The following is a 21,311-nucleotide window of genomic DNA, read 5'->3' on the forward strand; positions in this document are numbered from 1 at the left end:
AAGGCTCACATAGGCCGCATCCCGCGCCGCAGGCAGGCGGTGCGCCTTGGTATCTGCTGAGAAATACCCATGCAGCCCCTCGCGATATTCCACGGCTTCAACTTTCAACAGCGCCTCGCATTGGGCGTCCGTCATATAGTCGCCAAGGCGCACGCCCTTGGTGTGGCCAAAGCAAATCGTCGGCACCCCAACAAGATCCAGATAGGCATGGTTGCGCATGCCCTCCCAGCCTCCGATCAGAGGCAAGGCCAGCGCCAGGAATGCCGCGATCGAGGAGCTGCGCAGCTTGCTGCGATCGATCCCCTGATCTTTCACCCGGCCAATGAGACCATAGCCAACCAGGACCACGCCCAGGCACCACCACAGGCGGGGATTGGTATCCGGCCAAAGAGCCAGAACAGCGCCTCTGGCAGCACCAGGCACAACAGGCCGAGATAGCCCGCCCACATCGAATGCGAGTGCAGAGCGATCTGGCGCGCGTTTGGAACAAGTTTCATGAGGTTTCTCCAATGCAAAAATCCCCGCCAAAGGCAGGGGTGGTTTCAGGTTTGAATTTTGGGGTGGCTTGTTGCTGGGCACTCGCCCCTTGCGCAGCATTTCGCGCAGCAAGCGATTGTTCTCAGAGAGCTGTGACTTCATTTCCTGCAGGCTGCTCCCAAGGTGCTGAAACGAGGCATCCCGCGCGGCGCTTTTTGTCTCCAACGCCCGCACCCGAGCGGCCAAAGCGTCCCGCCTGTTTCCCTCGATCTCTTGGGACTGGATTGCATCGGTCAAATCGCCCTGCAGCGTCTTGATGCCAGAGGACAGGGTAGCCGTTTGAACCCCAACCCATATGCCAGCGACAACCAGCCCGCTGACCATTGTCCAGGCGAGGCCTTTATTGATCGTTAGCCCGCGATCACTGTTTTCAATCATGGTCATTCTCGCCCCCCTCAGAACGCCGCGACCAGGGCAGCGGCCCCATCGGGAACGGCAGGCCAATTGGCATCGTCAGACAGATCTGCACGGGCCTCGACCAGACCCGGCCAGGTGCCGCGCATCTGCGTTATACACCCAAGCCCCGCGATATAGGCGGCCCGCTGCGCGTCCGACAGCAGACCGGTACTAGCCGCCGCCACAAGATTGATCTGGGCCATTTCATCAACCACCGCGAAGATCCGGCGGCGACATTCAGCCTTGCCCTCATCGAGCCGCGCCGCCAGATCAGGCGCCAGTTCAGTCTCGGACTTGGCGCGCTGGCTCCAGCCCAGAACCCACGCCCCATCGACCAGCACCGGCACTGCATCACGTTCCGCCACCATTCCGACCTGGTGGGCTGGCCGGTCAGCGACCGTGACCGGATAAACGCCAAAACTCGCAGCCAGCGCATCAGGTATTTTCTTGGGAAAGCTGGTCTGCGGATTGTCTTTGCGAAGCCGCGCCAGACTGTAGATCTCTGGCTTGCCCTCTATGATTTTGACATACATTAGCTAATGTCTCCTGCTGGTCTGATGGTGGTAGCACCGGCCAGGTACGTGGTATCGTGGAAGTGACCCAGAACGGCAGGCGCTGCCCCGTTGGAAATATCGACATAGACAGCCGTTGCGCTCGCTGTGACCAGCAGGCGCTGCCAGTCCGCATCCCAGTGCATGTATTGCGCTGCTGTGTTCGCCTCATTGCCTATAGTCTCGTAGAAACTGATATACGCAATTTCCACCATCGCGGTCGGGTCGGAATAGTCGATAACCGCGATGCCACGGTTTTCAGGATGGGGCTTATCTACAGACAGGAACAACAACTGCCTTTCAGGATCTACCGCATGGCCCCTTATGCTGTCGTAGGTTGTGAGCCAATACTGCTCAGCGGTTATGATCCCTGCGGCTGTGTATGAATGCGAGGTGAGGTATCCGGAAATACGCCCGATAAGCTGCGGCATGATGCGCCGCCATTCAGCCTTGGCGTGCGATGCCAGATACTTCGGCACCACCGGTGCTTTGGTCAACGCCTCACTGTCTGCGGAAATGGGCGGTTTCACACCGCGTGAATGCACGGTCATTTTGCCACCGTGCGCAGCTCAAGAGCGCGTTTACGGCCCAGCTCGGCAATCTCGTCAATGTCATAGGTGGTGCCATCACAGGTCACACGGTCAGCCGTGGTGATCCCTGCCAAATATCGGATGCGGAACACGGCATTGCCGCTCTCAGCCTCACCGAACCCGGCAAGGTATTCGTCAGCATTGCGCTGCACCAACTCAGCCCTGACGGTCGCCACGGGTGCCCATGTCTTCAGCACGGCACCGCTTGCAGCCACGGTTTCAGTCTGACGTTCAATGGTGATCTGGCGATCAAGTTTCCCGGCCCTGATCATGTTCACACCTTCCACCTGATCACGCCTTCGACGGTGCCGACGCCGTGGCAATAGGCCCGTTCTGGGTCAGGGTCGCGCGTGAATGCAAAACCGGGGCGGGTGTATTCGTCGATCCCGACTCCATTTGTCTGCGGTGCATCCCACAATGACACGGACAACGCGGCGCCGATCTGCCGGGCCATGTGCGCCGTCTTCCAGCGCCCAGATATGCAGGTCGATATAAACGCGCGTCAAATATGAGCCGCCAGCCGTGCGGCCAAGGTGGATCGTCTGGGGATTGGCAAGAATGATGCATGGCAGTTTTTCCGGGCGCGTCGATCCGGCCCGGATACTATCAACAGGCACAAGGCCGGTTACAACTGGGTCTGCGACTAGGGCGGCTCTGATTGCGGACTGGAATTCAATATCTGGGGTGATCATGACTTACCCTCTGCGGCTTTCTTAATGGACTGCCCGATGGCGCGCTGAATGCGGCGCTGTGCCCTTGGCTTCGCCAGCCTTGCAGCCGGGCGCAGGAACGGCTGTGCCTCCTGTGCGACGGTGCCAAATTCCTGCAAGTGGCCGTGGCGCACGTCTTCATTCCCGGCAGTTACGAGTGCCTGATTGCTGCCAGCGGTTCGCTTGCCGCCACCCTCTGCGTAAGCCGGGGTTGTCTGACCGGGTTTGGTCACGGTAATTGACGCTTTCAGGTCACCGTCATCCACGGGCACGAGGGCGCGCATAATGGCAGCTGTTTCCTCTGCACCTTTGATCAGCGCCGGAACAACACCCTTAACAACAGCAGCGGGAATGGCCTTAAGTCTGACCTCTAAGGCTTTGGATTGTTTACTGAGTGACATAGCCAGTAACCTGTTCCCGGTAGGAATCCAGCAAGTCACGCACACCGAATGGCACAGGCTTGGTTGATACATCGAAGGATGCGGCCTCGCGCTGCTCATACCAATATGATGCGAGCTGCAACGCGGCTTCGGTCAGAGCTGCGTCACCGGCGGTAAATGGAACACCAGTATAGTGGCCGATCCAGATTTCAGCGGCGTCCAGCTTATGTGCAAGCAAGGCGTCATCAAGTTCATGGTCAAGATTGAGCTGCGACTTAAGCAGCGCAACGGGCGTATGGGCGGTCATTCTGGAACTCTCAGCAATATGTTTGTTATAACATATCATATTTTACCCGATCAAAGAAGAGCCGTTAAAAAAGTTATTTAGCACCTATCTTGTGCGGCCCCCCCCCCGCCGGTCCCCTGAGAAGTCCCAAAGTCTGAGGCCACCCCCAGACAGGGGCAGCCATCAAAGCCAACGCATTGCTTGCGTTTCGAATGCTTTTAACTGAGCGTTACTTCCCTCCTCGCTTTCGAAACTCAGCGCGCAAGTCATCAAGCGAGCGCCACTCCTGTTGCCCAGGAACCTGTGCCTGCCAATACAACCACCCGTTTAGACTTGGTTTCGTGCCGTCCTTGGTAACCGCAACCGCTGCGGCAGCTGAAGAGAGTGAAGACTTCGTTCCCTCTAGGACTAAGCATCCATCAAGAAACTGCCCCTCATAGACCTGACTTCCACGCAGGTATTCCATCCGGGCAAGCGACCCATGCGGGATTGAAACTCCATCTTGAATAAAGGGCCTTCCCTCACTTGCGGCGTCAGTCTCAACTGGACCAGCAGCTTCTTTAAGACCAAGCAGCCGCCGCAGGGCGACATATTCCGGCTCATCAAACCCACGCCTCTCAGCCTCTATAAGTTTGTGAATATCAAAGTCGATTTCGATTGATTTCATTTGCATAGCGATTCTCCTTACGCTGACATAACTATCGTATAGTAGTTATAGTAGTAAAGATAGTCTTTTAGTAAACGAACTCTAACTGTTGCTTTCGACGGTTGTGGCAAGATGTGCATAGCGGTTGCCAGTTACTGCGATCCCAGAACAGGCGCATATCGCCACGGTGTGCGATGATATGGTCAACGGTGGTGGCAAGCGCACCGCAACCGGGCCATGCACAACGGTCATTGACCTTGAGAAACAGGTCACGGGCTTTGCGCCATGCGCTGCCATAGCCGCGCTGTGATGCGGTTGGACGGCGTCTGTCATGGCGTCTGTTACGCTCACGGGTTCGCTTGACCTGACAAGCACAACGCTCACCATTTGGCACGATTTGACCACAGGTGCAGATATGTGGCGGCCTGGGCATTAGATGATCATCCCTTCTCGCATAGCGGAAAGCTCTTTCAGTGCAGCCAATCCGCCGCGGTCGAATTCAGGATCAAGACCCAGCTCTGCGTTCTCTTTGCGCTGTTCCGGTGTGGGGCCATTATTGGCCTGTTCTTCCTCTGCACTGCCGTGAATGGCCTTAAGCATACTCATGTGGCCTTCAAAGGCGTCTGTGATTTCCTGCGGTGTGGCGTTCCATACGGTATCAGGCGTCCACCCCAGCCAGCCGGTAGCGATCTTGTAAAGCTGGCGAACACCTCTGACCACGGCATCGGATTTGCATTCCTGGGGGCTGTGGTTTCGGCCTCTGAGGCCTTGGGGAACAATGCGGCAACCAGCTCAAAACAAGGTGCCTGTGCGGCCTGCGCGAAGCCTGACAAGGGCTGTGTCGAGGCATAGCCAAACAGGTCATCTGTGGCAGGCCTACCAGCGCTTGCCGTAATGACATGCCAGACAGTCAGGGTGTCGAATTCTTCAATCTTGCGCAAAAGCTCAGGGAAGCCACCATGCAACCTCTCTAGGTGGATTGCAGCCCGCAAAGACGGGCGCAAGAAAACGGCGTTGCCGCCGTATTCCAGTGCGATTGCATCATATGCAGGCTGCGTTCTCATGGTGATTTATGCCGCCAGCGACAGCTTGGACAGGGCTTCCCCCATCACCACACGACCACCGACGCGGCGGCGGGCCCCAAGCAGAACAATGCCATTTGCAAACCGGGTGGTCTCGTCGCGATTGAATTCGAAGTCGATCCGGTCAGCAACAGCATAACCCGTGGCGAAATCACCAAAGACAATCGGAGTATTCCCAGCGGTCGCGTCGGGCATATCTACAGCTTCATAGACCGGGCGGCCCAAAAGGTTCGCGGGCTGACCGGCAGTTAGACCCGACTGCCACAAATACTGACCGTCAGCATCCTTGAGCTTGCGCACAAGCGCCATCGTCTTGCGGTTCATCATCCACACGCCATTGGCGGCATAGGTGGTTTTGACCGAATAGAAATGGTCGATCAGAGCATCAGCGTCGATTGTAGCGATTTGGTTGTCGGCAACCTCCGTCGAAGTCAGAACGCCTTCTGCCTGCGTAGTGCCGTTGCCATTGACGAACCAAGTGGCCTCTTTCTGGCCGAACCTGCGCGCAATGTGATTGCCCAGATAGGCCGACAGGTCGATCTGGGAATCTTCCAACAGAATTTTCGTCACAGGAACGATCACAGCCATTTCAAACGGCTTAAGGTCGATCTGTTCGAAGGTCGGTTCGTCCTCAGTCTTTGCTGCACCTTCAGCTACTTCAGCCGGATCAACTTCCTGCACCAGCCGGGGGAGCTGCATCAGCGGCCCATTCATCTGTATTGTCTGAGCCACACCGCGAACCGGCGAGAACTCTGCCACTTTTTCCAGAATATTCTTGCTGACCGTCTCAGGGGCGAGAATGCCGCCAGTGCCAGCACCATATGACAGCGATTTGACCTCAGTAGCATCGCCGGTGCGCAGGAAGCTGGTGAAGGCCTTCGCCTCGTCACTCCCCATGACCGGGTTTCCGGCACCGGTGATCCGGGGGCGGTTCGCCTTGGCCTCCATCTTGTCCAGGCGGGCTTTGATCTCATTGAAAGCTTTGGTGTCGATCTGGGGCGCATTGGCCGGGGTCTGCGGTTCGTTCTGATCGTCGATCAGGTCTTCATTTTCCATGTAATTTGTCTCCTTTGAGGGCATGGCGGTGTCATCGGATTTGATAGAAGTGATCTGTGCGCCCGGATGACACGGGACGGCGACAACAGAAATTTCGTGCAGGGCAGCGGCGGTGATTGTGCGCCCCTTGGCGTGACGCTTGGCCTGCTTGGTGACAAAACCAATCGACAGACCGGACACGGCCTTGTTCTGGATCATCGCGCGCACTTCACGGGCGCGCTCTACACCTTCGACCAGCAAGCGGCCTTTGACGGTCAGCCCTTCGTCGGTTTCTTCGATGTGATCCCAAACGCCGATTACCTGGGCCTGATCATGGGCAAACAGCATTGGCAGATTTCCGGGCGATGTAATTGCGCCCTTTTCGATTACGTCGCCCACCCGGTCAGCAGAGCCAAAGGGCCATGCGACGCCGGTGATCTCGCCTTCGTCTGTGACAGACAGAGCCGCCTTGATTTCAATACGGTCTGTCATTCTGCGGACTCGCCGTCTTCGACTGCACCACCCCAACGGGCGTCAAGAATGTCCAAGGCCAGCGGATACAACTCGTCAATCGGGCGGTTGCGTCCATAGGTGTCGGTTAGGCGCGCGGCCTGTTCCGGTGAGCTACCTCCGCCTATCAGGCCAAACCGGATGACTTCGACCAGATCAGACAGGGTGAACTGCATGTTGACGCAGCGCAGATAGAGCGCGCCGATACCCAGATCAGCAATGCGCTCAAGTTCGGTGACCATGTCATCGGTCAGGGCAAAGTTGTGTTCGCCGTCGCCGAAAAAAGCGGTGTGGGTCAGGTTCATACCTTCTCGCCTTCACCGATTTCCAAAGTCTGTAGCGGCATGACCTGCATCCCGCCTTTTCCGATGATGATCGACAGAACGTGAAACTCATCGGCGTCACGTAATGCCGCAATTGCTTTCAGGGCAGTCTCTACATCGGGGGCGACATTCGATTTGTCGGTCATTCGGTCTTTTCCCTTTTGGCGTCTGCCGGGGCAGTCGTGGTTGTGGTTGTCGTGGTGTAGGGGTTTTCGAGTTTGTCACCGCCCGGCAGAGGAGGCAGGTTCTGTGCGGCCCTGACCTCGTTTGCGGTCATGGCACCCATGCTGCGATACTGACCAAAGGCGGTTGCACGGGCTGCGGTGTCGGTGCGCAGCAGGTCGTCTGTAACCGCTTCAATATAGGCACCGGAGCGTTCTTCCGTGGTCAGCAGGCACCGAGAATAGGCCCATGCCCAATCTGTCAGCCACGGCTTGAGTGTCATGTTGTAGAACTGACGGTTCATTTCTTCGGTGTTCGACCAGGTGCCGCGCGACAGCTCGAAAAGCATGGTTGGCGGCACCCGGAACACACGGGCAATTTCTCTGATCTGTTCAAGGCGGTTTTCGGAAAACTGAACATCAGTAAGAGACATTGAAATCTGGTGGTATTGCATCCCTTCATCCAAAAGCGCAGTGCCGCCGGATTTTTTCCCTGAGTGTGTTTCGAGCCAACTTTTTGACAATGCCTTTTTGGCTTCAACAGTCACGGACAGCGGATGTGTAATGACGCCAGAAGGGCGACCAGCATTCGCGAAGATTCCGCCAATATGACTTTCAAAACTCAGGGCCAACGCAATGGCTTCACGGCCAAGCGTGACAGGTGATGTGCCACCGAATGCCTCGATGCGCAGCACGTCCCGATAGGACATGCGAACCTGACCGTTGTCGGTTGAAACCAGATAGAAGGGTTCGCCGTCCGGTTCGAAGTTCTGTTGCACCTTGCCGGGTTCCAGCCGGTGCAGCTCATAGGGGGTGCCATCACCCAGGCGGATTACTTGGGCATGACCAGCACCATGTAACAGGGCGTCTGTGGTCAAGCTTTCGCGCAGCTCTTCCGCGCTTGTCCACTCGTTCGCCTCATCATGCACCAGCCGGTAAGCCGGGTGATCTTTCAGGGCGTTTTTGGTTTCACGGTCATAGAGCTTGACCGGCAGCGCGCCGATGGTTTCGGAAATGAGGGATACCGCACAGGCCACGGCGGGAACGCGCATGGCGTTGCCGGGACCGATGTGCAGGCCGGTTGTGGTTGGGATAGCGCCAAACAGGGTCAGCGCGTCCGGGTCGGTCAGTGTCAGCGCCTTTTCTTCGGCGCTGAATCCAAGGGCGGTTTTGATCTTCTGAAAGGGCATGTGGTCCGCTGTGAATTGTGAGTGTGGCACAAATACCACACTTCGATTCGCAGTGGAAGAAAGAAGTAACATTCTGACGGTTCGAATCTCGCAAGAAACGACTATGGGCTTCAAGTTGGTGAAGCCAATAACTTCAGTAGTATTTACAAAAAGATACCTGCACAAAGAACAGAACGGAATGCGCTATGGGAACCCATTTTCTGAATCATCGGCTTAATCGTCGTTCTTGGTGGCTATCACTTGGATTGCTGATAGCGTCGGTGTCGTTTGGATATTGGCTGCATCTATCAGGACTCTCCTTCTGGAGGCAGCGCATCAGCTTCTGGCATACAACCATCGGCATACTCGTTTCTGCGACTTCGTTAGCAATTTTCGTGTTCGCATCGATTTCAAGGGTGAATGACATGCGCGCAACGAACAAAATACATTGGCTATTGATAATCCCACCACTCTGGATACTAACGCTTGGGCTGGTCCCGACTTCGACAGAAGACAGTCCGAACCCTTTTCGCGCCACCTATGGACGCGCCCGGAAAACCGCACTAATAAGTGCAGGAGTAGTTGTTGCGGTTTGGCTTGGGTTTCTGTTCCTTCAGCCATCGACATTGCCCAAAGCACAAACTCGCCCAATGAGTTTCGAAGATTGTAATCAGTTCATACGGAAGAAAGCTACCAGCACTGATGCCAGCATAACAAGAATAGTAGATACAGATATAATGACGATGGTTCGTCTTAGCAAAGATTCCAAATCAGCGCTTATCACTTGTAGCCGTCCAGACGGAAAGCTGATTGTTACGCGAAGCGACTAAGAAATCCGGACACTGACTGAAAAGAACTAATAGCAATTGGAAGTGGGGCGCTTTCAATTCAGGATTTCGTAGTCAGGCAACTTCGCAATTGCGTCGGTTTTAGTTTTCAACGTCACGTCACCGTAGTTGTCGCCAGCAGTCCTGCCAGCATGGCCTTGTATGGCGTCCACAACACGATCAGAGATTCCCAGCTCACGGCACTGCGTCTTAAGGCGGTGCCGCCAAGCATGGTTTGGCTGTAGTCCCTCTGGTCGAAGTCCACTCATTCGCAACCAGTCTGACAGCTTATTAGAAACGATCACCGCCGCGCGCTGAAACTTCTCAGGCTCAGTCGCATTATGGAACATGGGGCCGGGTTTTGCATTGGCTACAAACTGCGCGAAACCTTCTTCAATGATCTGGGGGTGCAATGGCACATCACGATAGCCACCTGATTTGACGGTTCCTGCATCGGGTGTGATACGCGCCACCCAATGCCCGTCGACCTTCCGGATATCCTCTTTGCGTAACTGGGTGATCTCAGAAACGCGCGCACCAGTGAAAGCGCAGATGATCGGCACCCAGCGCTTCAAATTCGCCATTTGCTCAGACTCACGAACATGCCCGGTTGAATCAGGCTGCGGTTCGTATGTGCGCGACGCCTTCAAAACCTTGACGGCCTCTTCGTCGGTATATCCACGCTCACGCCCATACACCTTGCGCGGCTTTGGCTGCCTTACGTTGCTTGCTACATTCTCAGGCAAGCGGTCATTCTCCACTGCCCATGTGAACAGTGACCGGACAGCGGAAAGGTAGATATCGTTGACGGTCTTGGCCGATAGGTCTTTCATCAGGTGGTCTCGCCACGCCAGCAGGTCTTTCTTTGTGATCCGGGTTGCGTTGTTGTGCCTAAGGAATTTGCGCAGATTTTCAATGACCGGGCGCTGACGCTTACCACCGTCACGCATGAATCCAGCCTGCACACGGCTGTTCACGTAGTCAGACCACAAGTCTGTCAGGTTGACCCTGGCAGCGGCATTCTCTGGTGGCTGTGAGTCCTTGATGATCGGCGCAGCCGGTGTGCCAGTATAGTCACCCTCGTCTCGCTCAGCGACCCGTGCCAGAGCCTCAAGTTCAGCACTACACAGGGCACGGGCAATCACACGCCATTCATCGCTTCCGGGTTCTGCATCAAGATTGCCGGCTGCCCGGAAACGTTCAATCTGCCTACCGACCAACGCGTTTAACTCTTCACTGTCAGCTTTTCCGGCAATGGCATCCCGTAAGCGCTGAACTAGAAGTTCATCAACATAGCCAAAAGAGGCGTAGCGCGGATCACTGCGCAGCTCATCATCAAAGACAAGGCGCTGTGTGTAGTGGCTGTGTGCAATCTGGTCAGGTGCCAGTGGGTAGCGCGCCGGGGTTGCCCGTGACCTACCCTGCCCCGCCTGACGCTCAGCTTGCGCGATCCTGTGTTGAAGCTGCGCCACGGCACCGGGCAAGAGTTTCTGAGCTTCCCGGTAGTCACCACCAAGCGGCGTGCGTAGCTCAGTCTTCCCAACTGCTTCGCGTAAATCCTTCGGCACAACAAGCCGCGCATGATACCGCCCAGAGCGGTTGACCAAGTTCCTGATCTTGCCTGCCATGCCGACACCGTTTGTAACCAAAGTTGTAACCTTGAAACGGACTTACGGCCTTGTTTGCAAGGGTTTTCTTTGATTTCAAAAGGATAGTGTGGTGCGGGTGAAGGGACTCGAACCCCCACGCCTCGCGGCGCCAGAACCTAAATCTAGCGAATATTGTTTATTTTCAACGATACATGGGGTGTTATTTTACAAAACACACCAAGAACGAAGCAAGAAACTGTAAAACAACCTGAGATCTCACCATACCCAGTGCAGCGGCTTTCTAGTCCAGCCTCACCCAAAAAATCTCAGCATTTTTTGGCAGTTCGCCTGACTACGGATTTGTTTCCGAGGTCAGCACCCAACCCAACGCAGCCCCACGGCCGCTATGGCCAAGTCTGGGGGCTGCATCTACGGAATGGGCGGATTGGGGACTTTCGCCGTGGACTGCACCAAGGGCCGCTGTGCGCAGATTGCGACATTTGCAAAGCCGGAAATTTGCCCAAGAAACAAGGCGCGAGAAAGCCGCGCAACGGTAGGGAAACCGGTCATTGGTGCGGCAAATCTGGTTTCACAGGTGAATGTCAGCTATGAGGCTCTTGCAACAATCGGCTTGTTTTGGCAGCCCCTGACCTGCCCCCCAAACCACATCGATTGGAGCTTCTAAAAGTCTCATTCAGAATTCCTACAGAAGCCGAAGGGTTTGGATTTTCCCTTAACGGTACATTTGGCCAATACACAGCATCGGTAGTTTTTGGACAAAGGCGACTTGCGGCGTTGCTGCAATAGGGACAAAGCTAAGTCATCCCAAAAATTACATTCTAGCTGACTGTTCGCACCTTCTATGGAGACGCTGACAAGATAGAACACCCGTTGGAAGACAGCTTGCCTTCAGATAGAGCTAAATGGATTTCCGGAATTGATGTTCAATTTTTTCAAAGTTCCACCGAATCCCGGCTTCCCGGTTATGATTCTCGAGATTTCAAAAATGGTTCGGTATGTTCCTCGGCCATTGCCCCACAGACCGTTGGCATAGGGCCGGGTTTCCCAAACTTAAATCCCTGCAAGACATCACAGCCCAGCTTTGCCAAAATCTTGGATTGTTCTTCAGTTTCAACCCCTTCAGCGGTTACTTCCATGCCAAGTTTTTTTCCAAGCATGACAACTGATTCCAAAATCTCTAGAGAACGTTCTGGGCTGTTCTGCAGCCCGGAGACGAATGACTGGTCAATTTTAATCCTGTCAAACCCGTAGCGCCAGAGATAGCCTAGGCTTGAGTATCCTGTACCAAAATCATCCATCGCTATAGAGATGCCCATCTCACGAAGAGCATCAATTTGGTAGAGAATAACCGGGTCATCCCCAAGCAATAAGGACTCTGTAATTTCTAGCTCCAACCGGTTCGCAGGCAGCCCAGATTTGCTCAATGCGTCAGCGACAACCTTTGGGAGATCACCACTTCGAAATTGAACTACGGATAAGTTGACTGATACTTTCAACTCACCGGGCTGCATCGATATATCTTTGGTCGCCGTGTAAATAACCCAGCTGCCTATTTTATCTATCAGCCCCATGTCCTCTGCAAGGGGAATGAAGTCTAGGGGAGGGATAGATTTCCCGTCCTCGTTTTTGAGGCGTAGGAGCGCCTCGTACCCGATTAGATGGAAATCATCACCTGCTACGAGCGGCTGGTAGTCAATTGTAAATGATCCGTTTTCAGTAGCGTTTTTGACAAGGGTTTCTAATTCGACTCGACGTCGAAGTTGCTCTCCCATGCTGTCTCCATAAATCGCGAACTGGTTCCGTCCGGCCGACTTGGCAAAGTAGAGGGCAGCATCAGCCTCTGCTAGAGTGTCAGGTAAGCTGTTACTTTCAGATATGGAAGCGACACCAATGCTAACCGAACTTGTTATTGAAACGCCTTCCGCGAGCAGGGGTTGCGAGCAATGCTTCAAAATTGTCCGGACACGTGGCTCAATCATCTCCAATTCGAGACCACAAAAGGCCACTACAAACTCATCGCCACCAAACCGTGCAACGATGTCGTTTGCTTCTGTCTGCGACGTTAATATGCGGCCGAGTTGCGACAGAAACGCCATCACCAACCGCGTGGCCATGCGTGTCATTGATGCTTTTAAACTTGTCAGCGTCGATGAATAACAGGCTCGAGAGCTTACCCTCCGCATAGAGCCTCTCGGCACGACGTAGGAACTCCGCCCGGTTTGTCAGACCTGTAAGTGGATCATATCGAGAGAGGTATTCAACCTCGCCCATGGAACGATGCGCCATACGATATTGAACCGCAAAACCCGCGGTTGGGAGCAGGAACAAAAGCGCGCACACCGCGGAAACGATCAACCCGAATTTCTGAAAACTATCTTTGTAAAATGTTTGAGTGCCCGAAACATCCACATAAACCTCAATGATTCCTGTGGTTTCTCCTTGTCCACCCAGCAGCGGAAGATAGGCCTCGGCATACAAATCGGGCCTTCCTTCTTTTTGGGTGCCGTCATGCACAGCGATGATTGTTTCATGCGTATCTGCGACAATCTGTGGCTCAGGATCATGTTTTGTAGAGACGCCAGCAGGGTGTGTGATTGAATTTTCATCAGATATTATGACGAGGCGTCCTTCGGAATCGAATAGCTTAAAGCGAAATACATCGCCTAAGCTTCGGATCTGTCGAATGACTTTCACTTGCTCTTGCGAAGGAACCCCCGTGGCAACTAATTGCTCAAGCTCTGGGACACGTTCCGACATGTAGCTGCCCCAGTGCATGGCCTTTTCTGCAGCATCCTTGAAAATCGCGCGTTCGACATAATAGCTGGAAAGAGCGTTTATCAGGAACCAGATAGCGATAGTGGCTGCCGTGACGGCAAGGGCAAACAAACGGGTCAAACTGATACTCCAGGTACGAGAATGGCTAGTCTATAAGTAACTCCTTACAAATCCCGTAACTTCCGGGGGAGATGCGGCATGAAAGGGCTTTTGGCCCAGCAAAAAGCCAGACTTTGCTAGGGTTTCTATATGCGAATCGCGGCCGTTCGTCGTTCGTCCTAGGCGCAGCATCAGCCAAGGCCTCGGCCGTCCGCTGAATGGCCGCTTTCGGGAAACTGACCCTCAAATCTCGAAACTACGATATTGATGGCGTGACATTCCCCGTCGAAGACCGCTTCGGGCCAATTCTGTTGAAAAACTCGAAGTTTTCGCGGCCCTGTATGTCAGGAGAATGTGTTCCCGTCTCTGTTTCACGCTGCGGCTATGGCTTGAGTTGGCTTTGGTGCGAACTTGGCTAGCTTTTTGAGGTTTTGGGCGGTTGCGGCGAGGATAAATTCGTCATGGGCGCCATATGGGCCACGCAATCGAAGCCGACCCAAGCCGTGGCTGCGTTTGAGGTGCGCAAATGACATCTCTACCTTTTTGCGCAGTTTGCATGAGATGGCATATTCTTGGGTTTGCGATAAAACGCGGGCGACATCTCTGGACGTTTCGTAGATAGATCGCGTCACTTTCCGCTGTGGTGACTTGGGACAGCAACGCTCTTTCAGATCACATGCATCGCAGTCGGATTTGCGGGCACGGTAGCGAATTGTTTCATCCTTGTTTGCCCCAGTCGTTCCAGCTTTATATGCTCGCTGCGGCTTTTTCAGCTCTTTTCCATTTGGGCAGATATAGAGATCGTTCTCAGCATCATAGGTAAAGTCAGCACGTTCAAAGGTTCCATCCTTGCGCCCAGATTTGTCGATTACGGGGATATGCGGCGCGATGCCTCGCTGCACGACCAGCCAATCCAGCATGGGTGCGGAGCCATAAGCAGTGTCTGCTATGAGGCGTTCCGGGAGCAAATCGTGGGCTTCGTGCACGCGATCAATCATGGTTCTGACTGCACCCACTTCAGCTTGGCGTACAGATCGTGTGGGCTCCACGTCCAGGATCACGGCATTGTCGGTATCGATTAAATAGTTTGTTGAATATGCAAAAAATGCAGGCCCATCGCGTGCAGCAGCCCAGTGGACTGCTGGATCTGAATGCGCGATGAACTTGGGCGTAACGGTACTGGCGGCGCCAAAGGCGGCATCATCAAGTGTTTCCAGATACTCTCGAACAGCACGTGGCGCTTCACTCGGATCAATCGTCTCTGGGTTCCAGTCTGCCTTCGGCGTAGACTTCTGACGGTTGGCATCAGCGGCAATGATGCTGGCATCGGCTGCGTATCGTTGTCCGCTCGCCAAACCGGATTTGATGCATTGCGCGACCACCGTTTCAAACACATGGCGCAGCACATCGCTATCGCGAAATCTACCGTGGCGGTTCTTGGAGAACGCTGAGTTATCCGGAATTGGGTCCGTTAGATCAAGCTTGCAGAACCACCGATACGCGAGGTTCAAGTGGACCTCTTCACAGAGCCGCCGTTCAGAACGGATACCCATGACATACCCTACCAGCAGCATGCGCATCATCAGCTCAGGATCAACCGAAGGACGACCAGTGGAACTGTAGAACTCAGTCAAATGGGCACGAACGCTGGACAGATCGATCACGCCATTTATCGCCCGCAATACATGACCACTTGGGACATGAGCCTCAATCGAGAAATCATAGAACAGAGCGGTTTGTGCTTCCTGACGTGGTCCCATCATCGTGATCAAACTCCATTGCTGACAAAAGAATTGAATCAGCAGTCGGTTCCAAAAACAACATGAGTTTTTCAACAGAATAGGCTGCAAGCGGCCTGATGCGAGCGCAGTATCCAAGCCAAGTGGCGACGGCGGCAATGGGCCCCACGCGGTCATTGCGAGATTGCTCACTGTCCGGGACACCCAATGTATGCCAACCTGTGTACGTTGATCTGAACAGGAGTACTCCATGAACGCTTTTCGCCTTGCCGCAGTAATTGCCCTACTGGCCATGCCAACGTTGGCCGACGAAGTGTGGGATAGTGACATGGGGCCCATTGTGTACGAATCTGAAGAAGGTGGCGCAGCCATCTTCTCATTCACTAACGTTGATGCTTATCCCGCCACGCTGATCATCCCAGGATTAGCTGGGAACTTTTCCAACCGAAGCACACATGATGCATACTGGATCGGACAAGGCGCGGGGGAATGTGACGCCTTTATGTCGCGCCATGGTGTATCCGAAAGCAGCCAGTGGGGGCGGGCCCAACTGGTGTTTGACAAACCAGCTTTTCCGACCTCGATGACGGTAGTCCTCGGCTTCTGCGAAGAGAAACCTACTATCGTTTTGCGTGGAAAAATACGCTGACAACACCTGAACCGATGCCACAAATGGGCTGAGAACAGCCTTCCCCACCTCAAAACCTAACAACAACCCCGATCACAAAAGACTGAGGCTTTCAGGATCTCGATAACATGAGCAAGAATGCTTTTAGCACAACTACGCCCGTACACCTCCGCAGTCAAAGCAGGTAAAGATAGCGCTCACCCCACTCAAGCAAGCCTCAGCAAAGGCTTCAGCGCGTCAACTGGATACCAGTTTTCAAAGTCTCCGTGATCAACCTTGTAGATTGTCTTTCCATTCTTGAAGACCGGGCCTTCGATGATGGTTACAACGGCCCCCTGCTCTACTGGCGAATTTACAATTACCCGAGAGCCTATGGGAAATGGATCAGTTTTCATTCTGTAGCGTCCTAATCGATAGTTGCCTGCTCGCTTGATCCTAGATCGAGCCGCGGGCATCTCCAAATGGCGATACCGTCCGCCTGAATACCTCTGACAGTCACGCGCATGACCCGCTGACACGACTACTTTTCTCAGATCATGACCTTTGCAAAGGTAGGAACTCCATTTGCACCCTAGTCGCGAACGGCCCACACCAGCCGTTGGCCAGAGATCCAAGCGCTGCGTTGCAGCTTCCCCGAAGCAGCCGTTCAACACATTGCGCAGCATTTTTGTTGGCCAGAGGCAGCAGTGCGGACAAAGCTACTGCTAGCTGGGTCTTGGAGGAGGTCCGCTTTGCTTCTGTCGTAGGCGGTTGCATTGACCTGTGCAGAAACTAATGTGAAGTTTGCATGACAGTTTCGTAGTCTTCTGCTGGTCAAGAGGGAACGATCAAATATGGGAACTTGGGGTTACAAGGTCGGGGAGGATGACGCATTTTGCGACGTCTACGACTTCTACTTTGATATTTATAATCAAGGAGCCTCTCCAGAAGTGGCAAGTGAGCGAGTGCTGGACGATATGTCGGAGTATTTTTCTGACAGTGATGACCGATATGAAGCTTATCTCGCTCTCGCTTTTGCCCAATGGGAGACACAGCATAAAGACATCAGGATTTTTGAAGAGGCTGAGAGGTTCATCTCAACAGGCGAAAGTCTACAGAACTGGTCTGAACGAGGCGGCGATGAAACACTGATAAAGAAACGTCGTGAAGCGTTGCATTCATTTTTAAACAAGCTCAACAAACCAAGGCGTTCGAAGAAAAGACGTGTCCACAAGGTTCCTGAGTTCAAAGAGACTGTCCTTGTTGATTTGATTGCCCCAGACAAATTCAAGGCTCTAAAAATCCGAGAGAACTACATGGATGGGAAGTTTCTTCACACGTCCGCAACGGTTATGTGGAGAGAAGGAGGTGGCAGCATTTTTCACAGTGACCGTTCTGGTCTAGAGATTACCGGCGAGTGGTTGGATTCCAAAAATCTGCGAGTGTGTCTTCTAAACGCAAGTTCGGATGACATTGAATTTGGCATAGGAAATCCAAACGAGGCTTTTTTCTGCGGGGATCGCGTGGCACTTGTCTATGAGTTTGCGGACTGACCACACCCATTTCTGAGGGTTGTTCCATCCACAGTATCTTGCTTGGCCGTCTACCCGAGAGCGCTAAACGTACATTCGAACAGTCTGCAGCATCGGTCAAATTGGGCTCACAGCGGACTTGCGGCGGTGCAGCGTGTGGTTTTCACCCTGAACACTCTGTCGCCGGTCTGATCGGCACTGGTTGACTGCTGTCAGCCCGAAGGAGACGTTCCACTCCAGTACAAAAGGCAGGAAGTGGGTTGTCGCTGCAGGCGCGAAGCCTTACGGCGAAGCGGACCTTCAATATGGTCAGATTGCTCGAGAACAGCGAAAGTCCGCATCGAGCCCAAAAGGACAACTTCGGGCCAATTCTTGGACACGGATAGCGCGATGCGGTAGTTAGCAGAGAGCCGCTTCAAAGGAAGAAATATGACTGCTATTCGATACTTCGCTTTACTTGTTGTGCCTAGCATATTTGCGGTTCTATTGTCATTTGCCGACAAGCCAGACACTGTGACTGCTTTGAAGACTGATGCGTTTCTTTCTGCACTATTATCTGGGGATGAACAGAACGCACAAGCTCAGCTGACGAACATCATCAGTGACATTGAGGTGAAGCTGGAAGCAGCGTTGGCAGACCCTGAACGAAAGCACTTTAAGCGACTGGCTTGGTTGGACAATTTGGCGATTCTATCAATTATCGGTGGGTTTTGTTTGCTTGCGTTAATCATCTCTCCAAAACTGTCACCCCTGTCGAAGGCAAATGCGCTTACGGCCTTGGCTGTTGGATACTGTATCGCTAAAATTACAGTCGGTTTTCAATATATGGAGTGGGCTGAATTTTTGAACTGGGCGCTTTTGGGCTTTTCCGGTGCATTTCTAGTCGTGGTGTTACGGGGCTATCTCCAAAATATGAACTGGAGAGGTTCACGTTGACGGTTTTTGGTGTGTGTCTTACCCGTACTGGTTCAGAAGTGCCAACGGCTGCAATGTCCGCGGACCAGACCTCTGTTGCCCACGCCGCGCAGGTGCGCTTAGGGTAGAGCGTCCCATAAAGGAGCGAGATCATGGCCAAGGAACCTGAAGAAATCCTTTACTCAGCGGCAGATGTTCGGCGAATGCGGAACACGGTCAAAGACTTGAAGTATTACTTAAAGTTGGAAAAGTCACGGAAGAAGAAAAACCAGCAGCGTATCAAAGGCCTTGTGCAAGAAATCAAGAACCTAGAATATTCGATCTCCGGGCGAAACTAACTGTATTCCACCTAAGGACACCCTCGCACGGCTTGCGGCGAAGGTCAGGTGGGAGCCCACTTTACCAATTTTCTGCAATGCACCTAATGTCCGCTACCACGTGATGGCCAACAACCTTCAACAACTGTTTGGATTTTTAACGGGGTATCTGGCAGCGTCAACCAGGCTGGTTTGCGCATATGCCAAAACGAGAGTTTCTGCCGCGTCTTGCTGGTAACCAGATATCTCGTTAGGCCGGCTGACCACCAGGTTCAGACGCCGCTTTAATCAAGAGTATTCTTTTCTTACGTCCAACCCGTGTGATAAAAACGAGCTCCTCAGAGCCATCCGCGTTGACTACATATTTCAATCGGTGAATCGAAAATACTTGACCATCAACTGATACGTCTTTTTGGTCATCGGAAAGTTGAACGGTGTCCATCTCAAGGGACAGCCGCATGAGTATGGCTTCCAATGATTGTGCTTCGAGAAGACGCACTTCCTTCACGATCTGAGATATCGAGATAGGCTCAAGGCCGCCTTTTCCACGCTCTTCGTTGATCCGTCGCATTGTTTTGCGGCTGAAGTAGAAGCCTAGAGTTGAAGCAATCACCACAGTGGTTCCAGCCACGGCCCATCCGACTGGGGTGAGGCCTAGAAAAGTTGCTACAGGTGCGATGCCGAGTGAGCTTGCAACACCGCCCAGGCCGACCGCAGTTAGCGCAGATCCGACCGACAGCGCGGCACTGGAAGTTAGTGCTGCTAGGCCGCCAGTAGCTCCGAAGATGCCTGCGGCGGACACAAGACCTAAGCTGCTGAGCAACGTGCCATTCCCCAGAACAAATGCTCCGATCCAAGTGCTGGACAAAGTGCCTGCGATGTATCCAGCGGCACCAGTAGAGGCGATCCATGCTCCGGACGAATGCAGGACTGGGATAGCAATGGCGAACAGAGGCAAAGGCATGACTAAAATCCTGTTAAAAACTATGAATACAGAACAACATGGAAAGCCGCAGGGCCGTAGTCAAGTATTAGTGTTCGACACAATGTCGACTGAATAGGCGGGATAAAACCAATGTCGTTGTTGGACGCTCAAAAAAGGCCCGTTTTGGGGAGGGGCAATGCGAAAGCAGCCTTTGGATAAAATTCGGCCGACGGCAGCTTCGTCCCGCCCAGCAGCCCTTGACCTCAGGCCTGAGTGCCGATCTGGTGTGCTGGCAAGGCGAACGGCGGCTGTGAGCCCAGACCTACCAGTCAACCGCTCTCAATACTCTTGTCCAATTCCGCTGCACTGCTGAGTTCAGGGATTAGTTTGTCTAAGTCTAGTTGGGTGATTTTGTGATATTGCACGTTGCCGGGATATGAAAACTTCAGAATAACAGGCAATTCTTTCGAATTGGTGTGATACACCTTCAAGGTTTTGGAGATAAATACTATTTTTGTGATTATATGCCGATATAAGACAAGCCTGTCTAAGAAATTAAGTTTGATCAAACCACAATCCTCTGAGCACTGACCCCGAAAATGCAGTTTACAGAGCTGATGGAGATTAACAACCGTCCAAGGCGTTGATGTCCTTCGGACCGAATGTCGGCTTTGCCGCACTGCGGCCATCCAACCCCAAAATTTCGCCGCACCTTTCACCAATGGCCCCTTCTCACGCGGCATCCCAGCGGTCACAGGCTGTGTTCCTAGGCCGAAAGGCTGACTTTGCAAATGTCGCTATCTGCGCACAGCCGACCTTGGTGCGCAGCGCAGCATGTGGGTTTCGGTCTGCTAGGGATTGAATGGCCGCTTTTGCCTGTTTGGCACGGAACTTTCGCAGTTGCAGCTAAGGTCCGGTATCCGCCCTTGGTGTCGTATGCTGCGCTGCACTCATCGCATCGATGACCGGCTGCAAAGGGCTGGAAGTGGCCTTGCACAACCCTCCTCACATAGAACGAGATCCCTCCAAGATCTCGGCCACAGTGGCCAGCTTGCCATTGGCGCAGCCGCGCCCCTGCGCCTCGGCAATCAGGGCATTTGATAGCTCGGCCCTCAGTTGTCGGCACCGTGCCAGTATAGCCTGGACAGGCGTCACCAGATCGGTCGGCACATTTGGCGGCGGCAATCGGTCCGGATCACTGCCGCGCCCCATACAACCGGCCAGCAGTGACACCAAGCAAAGCAGACAAAGGCGCATCGCGACCTCCCATCAGTTCCAATTCATTTGAAAGCGCTGCCCAGTGCCGCGCCTCATCCGCAGCGCGGTCCAGGTGCGCGCGATGGATCTGCGCAGTCTCTGCTGCGCGCTGCAGCTCGGCCCGGGCACCGCGCAGATCCTTTTGCACGGCCACCAAATTCAAACGCAACAGCTGCCGATCTCGGAACAAATCTGTGACCCACCAAACCGACCCTCCCAAAGCTCCGATCAGGAGAAAAAATGGAAGGTTTCGCGTAAGGAAAGGAAAGATCCGCAGAACCCAGAGCGGCATCAGGTGACGCCCATCATGCAATGCCGGTACTCATCGGCGC

At 53.8% G+C, this 21,311-nt stretch carries 28 protein-coding genes and 1 pseudogene; 6 read left to right on the forward strand and 23 right to left on the reverse strand.

All coding sequences use genetic code 11. The features are described 5' to 3' along the window. The 10 genes and pseudogenes from B4968_RS22440 to B4968_RS25990 form a co-directional block, all read right to left on the reverse strand. Positions 1-921: glycoside hydrolase family protein (locus tag B4968_RS22440; protein WP_139792993.1), on the reverse strand; the 921-nt coding region annotated here is incomplete at its 3' end. A gap of 11 nt (positions 922-932) precedes the next feature. After that, on the reverse strand, positions 933-1,466 hold the full coding sequence (locus B4968_RS22445) for a hypothetical protein (RefSeq protein WP_083101397.1): 534 nt from the start codon (positions 1,464-1,466) through the stop codon (positions 933-935). Continuing rightward, positions 1,466-2,035 (reverse strand): hypothetical protein, encoded by a 570-nt coding sequence (locus B4968_RS22450; RefSeq protein WP_083101398.1) that lies wholly within the window; start codon positions 2,033-2,035, stop codon positions 1,466-1,468. The genes B4968_RS22445 and B4968_RS22450 overlap by 1 nt, the downstream gene beginning before the upstream one ends. Further along, complete coding sequence (locus tag B4968_RS22455; RefSeq protein WP_083101399.1) at positions 2,032-2,346, reverse strand: phage head closure protein; 315 nt, start codon at positions 2,344-2,346, stop codon at positions 2,032-2,034. Before B4968_RS22455 ends, B4968_RS22450 begins: the two co-directional genes overlap by 4 nt. 2 nt (positions 2,347-2,348) lie before the next feature. After that, positions 2,349-2,528: a hypothetical protein gene (locus B4968_RS25010; protein WP_241525930.1), complete on the reverse strand. Its 180-nt coding sequence runs from the start codon at positions 2,526-2,528 to the stop codon at positions 2,349-2,351. 55 nt (positions 2,529-2,583) lie between these two features. Further along, positions 2,584-2,766 (reverse strand): annotated as a pseudogene (locus B4968_RS26350) (DUF3168 domain-containing protein); the annotation flags it as partial. Continuing rightward, positions 2,763-3,185, reverse strand: coding sequence for an HK97-gp10 family putative phage morphogenesis protein (locus tag B4968_RS22465; RefSeq protein WP_083101401.1), 423 nt, complete (start codon positions 3,183-3,185; stop codon positions 2,763-2,765). The pseudogene B4968_RS26350 and the gene B4968_RS22465, both read right to left, overlap by 4 nt. Continuing rightward, complete coding sequence (locus B4968_RS22470) at positions 3,172-3,471, reverse strand: head-tail connector protein (RefSeq protein WP_083101402.1); 300 nt, start codon at positions 3,469-3,471, stop codon at positions 3,172-3,174. Before B4968_RS22470 ends, B4968_RS22465 begins: the two co-directional genes overlap by 14 nt. A 208-nt stretch (positions 3,472-3,679) precedes the next feature. After that, positions 3,680-4,123: a hypothetical protein gene (locus B4968_RS22475; RefSeq protein ID WP_083101403.1), complete on the reverse strand. Its 444-nt coding sequence runs from the start codon at positions 4,121-4,123 to the stop codon at positions 3,680-3,682. A 61-nt stretch (positions 4,124-4,184) separates the two neighbouring features. After that, positions 4,185-4,292 carry a hypothetical protein gene (locus B4968_RS25990; protein WP_338153338.1) on the reverse strand — a complete coding sequence of 36 codons (108 nt, stop codon included), beginning with the start codon at positions 4,290-4,292 and terminating at the stop codon, positions 4,185-4,187. Here B4968_RS25990 and B4968_RS25995 point away from each other — a divergent pair. Continuing rightward, positions 4,242-4,406, forward strand: a complete 165-nt coding sequence (locus tag B4968_RS25995) for a hypothetical protein (protein WP_338153339.1) — start codon at positions 4,242-4,244, stop codon at positions 4,404-4,406. The genes B4968_RS25990 and B4968_RS25995 overlap by 51 nt on opposite strands. A 122-nt stretch (positions 4,407-4,528) precedes the next feature. On the opposite strand, the gene B4968_RS23635 is transcribed toward B4968_RS25995, so the two are convergent. The 10 genes from B4968_RS23635 to B4968_RS22525 all read right to left on the reverse strand — a co-directional run bounded on the left by B4968_RS23635 (position 4,529) and on the right by B4968_RS22525 (position 15,450). Further along, complete coding sequence (locus B4968_RS23635) at positions 4,529-4,702, reverse strand: hypothetical protein (protein ID WP_161492652.1); 174 nt, start codon at positions 4,700-4,702, stop codon at positions 4,529-4,531. Continuing rightward, complete coding sequence (locus B4968_RS22485; RefSeq protein ID WP_139792994.1) at positions 4,699-5,160, reverse strand: hypothetical protein; 462 nt, start codon at positions 5,158-5,160, stop codon at positions 4,699-4,701. Before B4968_RS22485 ends, B4968_RS23635 begins: the two co-directional genes overlap by 4 nt. A gap of 6 nt (positions 5,161-5,166) precedes the next feature. Next, on the reverse strand, positions 5,167-6,705 hold the full coding sequence (locus tag B4968_RS22490) for a phage major capsid protein (RefSeq protein WP_083101406.1): 1,539 nt from the start codon (positions 6,703-6,705) through the stop codon (positions 5,167-5,169). Then, a complete protein-coding gene (locus B4968_RS22495) occupies positions 6,702-7,028 on the reverse strand; it encodes a gene transfer agent family protein (RefSeq protein WP_083101407.1) in 327 nt (108 codons plus the stop codon). The genes B4968_RS22490 and B4968_RS22495 overlap by 4 nt, the downstream gene beginning before the upstream one ends. Further along, a complete protein-coding gene (locus B4968_RS23640; protein ID WP_161492653.1) occupies positions 7,025-7,192 on the reverse strand; it encodes a hypothetical protein in 168 nt (55 codons plus the stop codon). Before B4968_RS23640 ends, B4968_RS22495 begins: the two co-directional genes overlap by 4 nt. Continuing rightward, the gene (locus B4968_RS22500; protein WP_241525931.1) at positions 7,189-8,511 is read right to left on the reverse strand and encodes a phage portal protein; all 1,323 of its coding nucleotides are present in this window, start codon (positions 8,509-8,511) and stop codon (positions 7,189-7,191) included. The genes B4968_RS23640 and B4968_RS22500 overlap by 4 nt, the downstream gene beginning before the upstream one ends. Before the next feature lie 748 nt (positions 8,512-9,259). Then, on the reverse strand, positions 9,260-10,831 hold the full coding sequence (locus tag B4968_RS22505) for a DUF6538 domain-containing protein (protein WP_241525932.1): 1,572 nt from the start codon (positions 10,829-10,831) through the stop codon (positions 9,260-9,262). Between the two features lie 944 nt (positions 10,832-11,775). After that, positions 11,776-12,909, reverse strand: a complete 1,134-nt coding sequence (locus B4968_RS22515) for a putative bifunctional diguanylate cyclase/phosphodiesterase (RefSeq protein ID WP_161492654.1) — start codon at positions 12,907-12,909, stop codon at positions 11,776-11,778. Then, positions 12,827-13,708 (reverse strand): diguanylate cyclase domain-containing protein, encoded by an 882-nt coding sequence (locus B4968_RS22520; RefSeq protein ID WP_139792995.1) that lies wholly within the window; start codon positions 13,706-13,708, stop codon positions 12,827-12,829. The genes B4968_RS22515 and B4968_RS22520 overlap by 83 nt, the downstream gene beginning before the upstream one ends. Before the next feature lie 350 nt (positions 13,709-14,058). Next, the gene (locus B4968_RS22525; protein WP_083101412.1) at positions 14,059-15,450 is read right to left on the reverse strand and encodes a transposase; all 1,392 of its coding nucleotides are present in this window, start codon (positions 15,448-15,450) and stop codon (positions 14,059-14,061) included. A gap of 226 nt (positions 15,451-15,676) precedes the next feature. Between B4968_RS22525 and B4968_RS22530 the strand changes: the two genes are divergently transcribed. After that, positions 15,677-16,075 (forward strand): hypothetical protein, encoded by a 399-nt coding sequence (locus B4968_RS22530; RefSeq protein ID WP_083101413.1) that lies wholly within the window; start codon positions 15,677-15,679, stop codon positions 16,073-16,075. A 185-nt stretch (positions 16,076-16,260) separates the two neighbouring features. On the opposite strand, the gene B4968_RS23645 is transcribed toward B4968_RS22530, so the two are convergent. Continuing rightward, entirely contained in the window at positions 16,261-16,449 is a 189-nt protein-coding gene (locus tag B4968_RS23645; protein ID WP_161492655.1) for a hypothetical protein, read from the reverse strand. A gap of 438 nt (positions 16,450-16,887) precedes the next feature. On the opposite strand from B4968_RS23645, the gene B4968_RS22540 reads away from it, so the two are divergent. From B4968_RS22540 to B4968_RS22550, 3 genes are all read left to right on the forward strand, one after another. Then, positions 16,888-17,586, forward strand: a complete 699-nt coding sequence (locus B4968_RS22540) for a hypothetical protein (protein WP_083101414.1) — start codon at positions 16,888-16,890, stop codon at positions 17,584-17,586. Positions 17,587-17,994: 408 nt separating this feature from the next. After that, on the forward strand, positions 17,995-18,501 hold the full coding sequence (locus B4968_RS22545) for a hypothetical protein (RefSeq protein WP_083101415.1): 507 nt from the start codon (positions 17,995-17,997) through the stop codon (positions 18,499-18,501). Positions 18,502-18,632: 131 nt separating this feature from the next. Then, positions 18,633-18,818: a hypothetical protein gene (locus B4968_RS22550; RefSeq protein WP_083101416.1), complete on the forward strand. Its 186-nt coding sequence runs from the start codon at positions 18,633-18,635 to the stop codon at positions 18,816-18,818. A gap of 229 nt (positions 18,819-19,047) precedes the next feature. Here the strand turns inward: B4968_RS22550 and B4968_RS22555 are convergent, their stop codons facing one another. Both B4968_RS22555 and B4968_RS22565 read right to left on the reverse strand, forming a co-directional pair. Next, positions 19,048-19,761: a hypothetical protein gene (locus tag B4968_RS22555; RefSeq protein WP_083101417.1), complete on the reverse strand. Its 714-nt coding sequence runs from the start codon at positions 19,759-19,761 to the stop codon at positions 19,048-19,050. A gap of 966 nt (positions 19,762-20,727) precedes the next feature. Further along, positions 20,728-20,979: a hypothetical protein gene (locus B4968_RS22565; RefSeq protein WP_206601138.1), complete on the reverse strand. Its 252-nt coding sequence runs from the start codon at positions 20,977-20,979 to the stop codon at positions 20,728-20,730. A 43-nt stretch (positions 20,980-21,022) separates the two neighbouring features. Here B4968_RS22565 and B4968_RS23905 point away from each other — a divergent pair. Next, positions 21,023-21,311, forward strand: a 289-nt coding sequence (locus B4968_RS23905; protein WP_206601139.1) for a hypothetical protein, incomplete at its 3' end; no start/stop codon positions are given.

Origin of the sequence: Pseudophaeobacter leonis (assembly GCF_002087335.1) — a bacterium.
Classification (GTDB): Bacteria; Pseudomonadota; Alphaproteobacteria; order Rhodobacterales; family Rhodobacteraceae; genus Pseudophaeobacter; species Pseudophaeobacter leonis.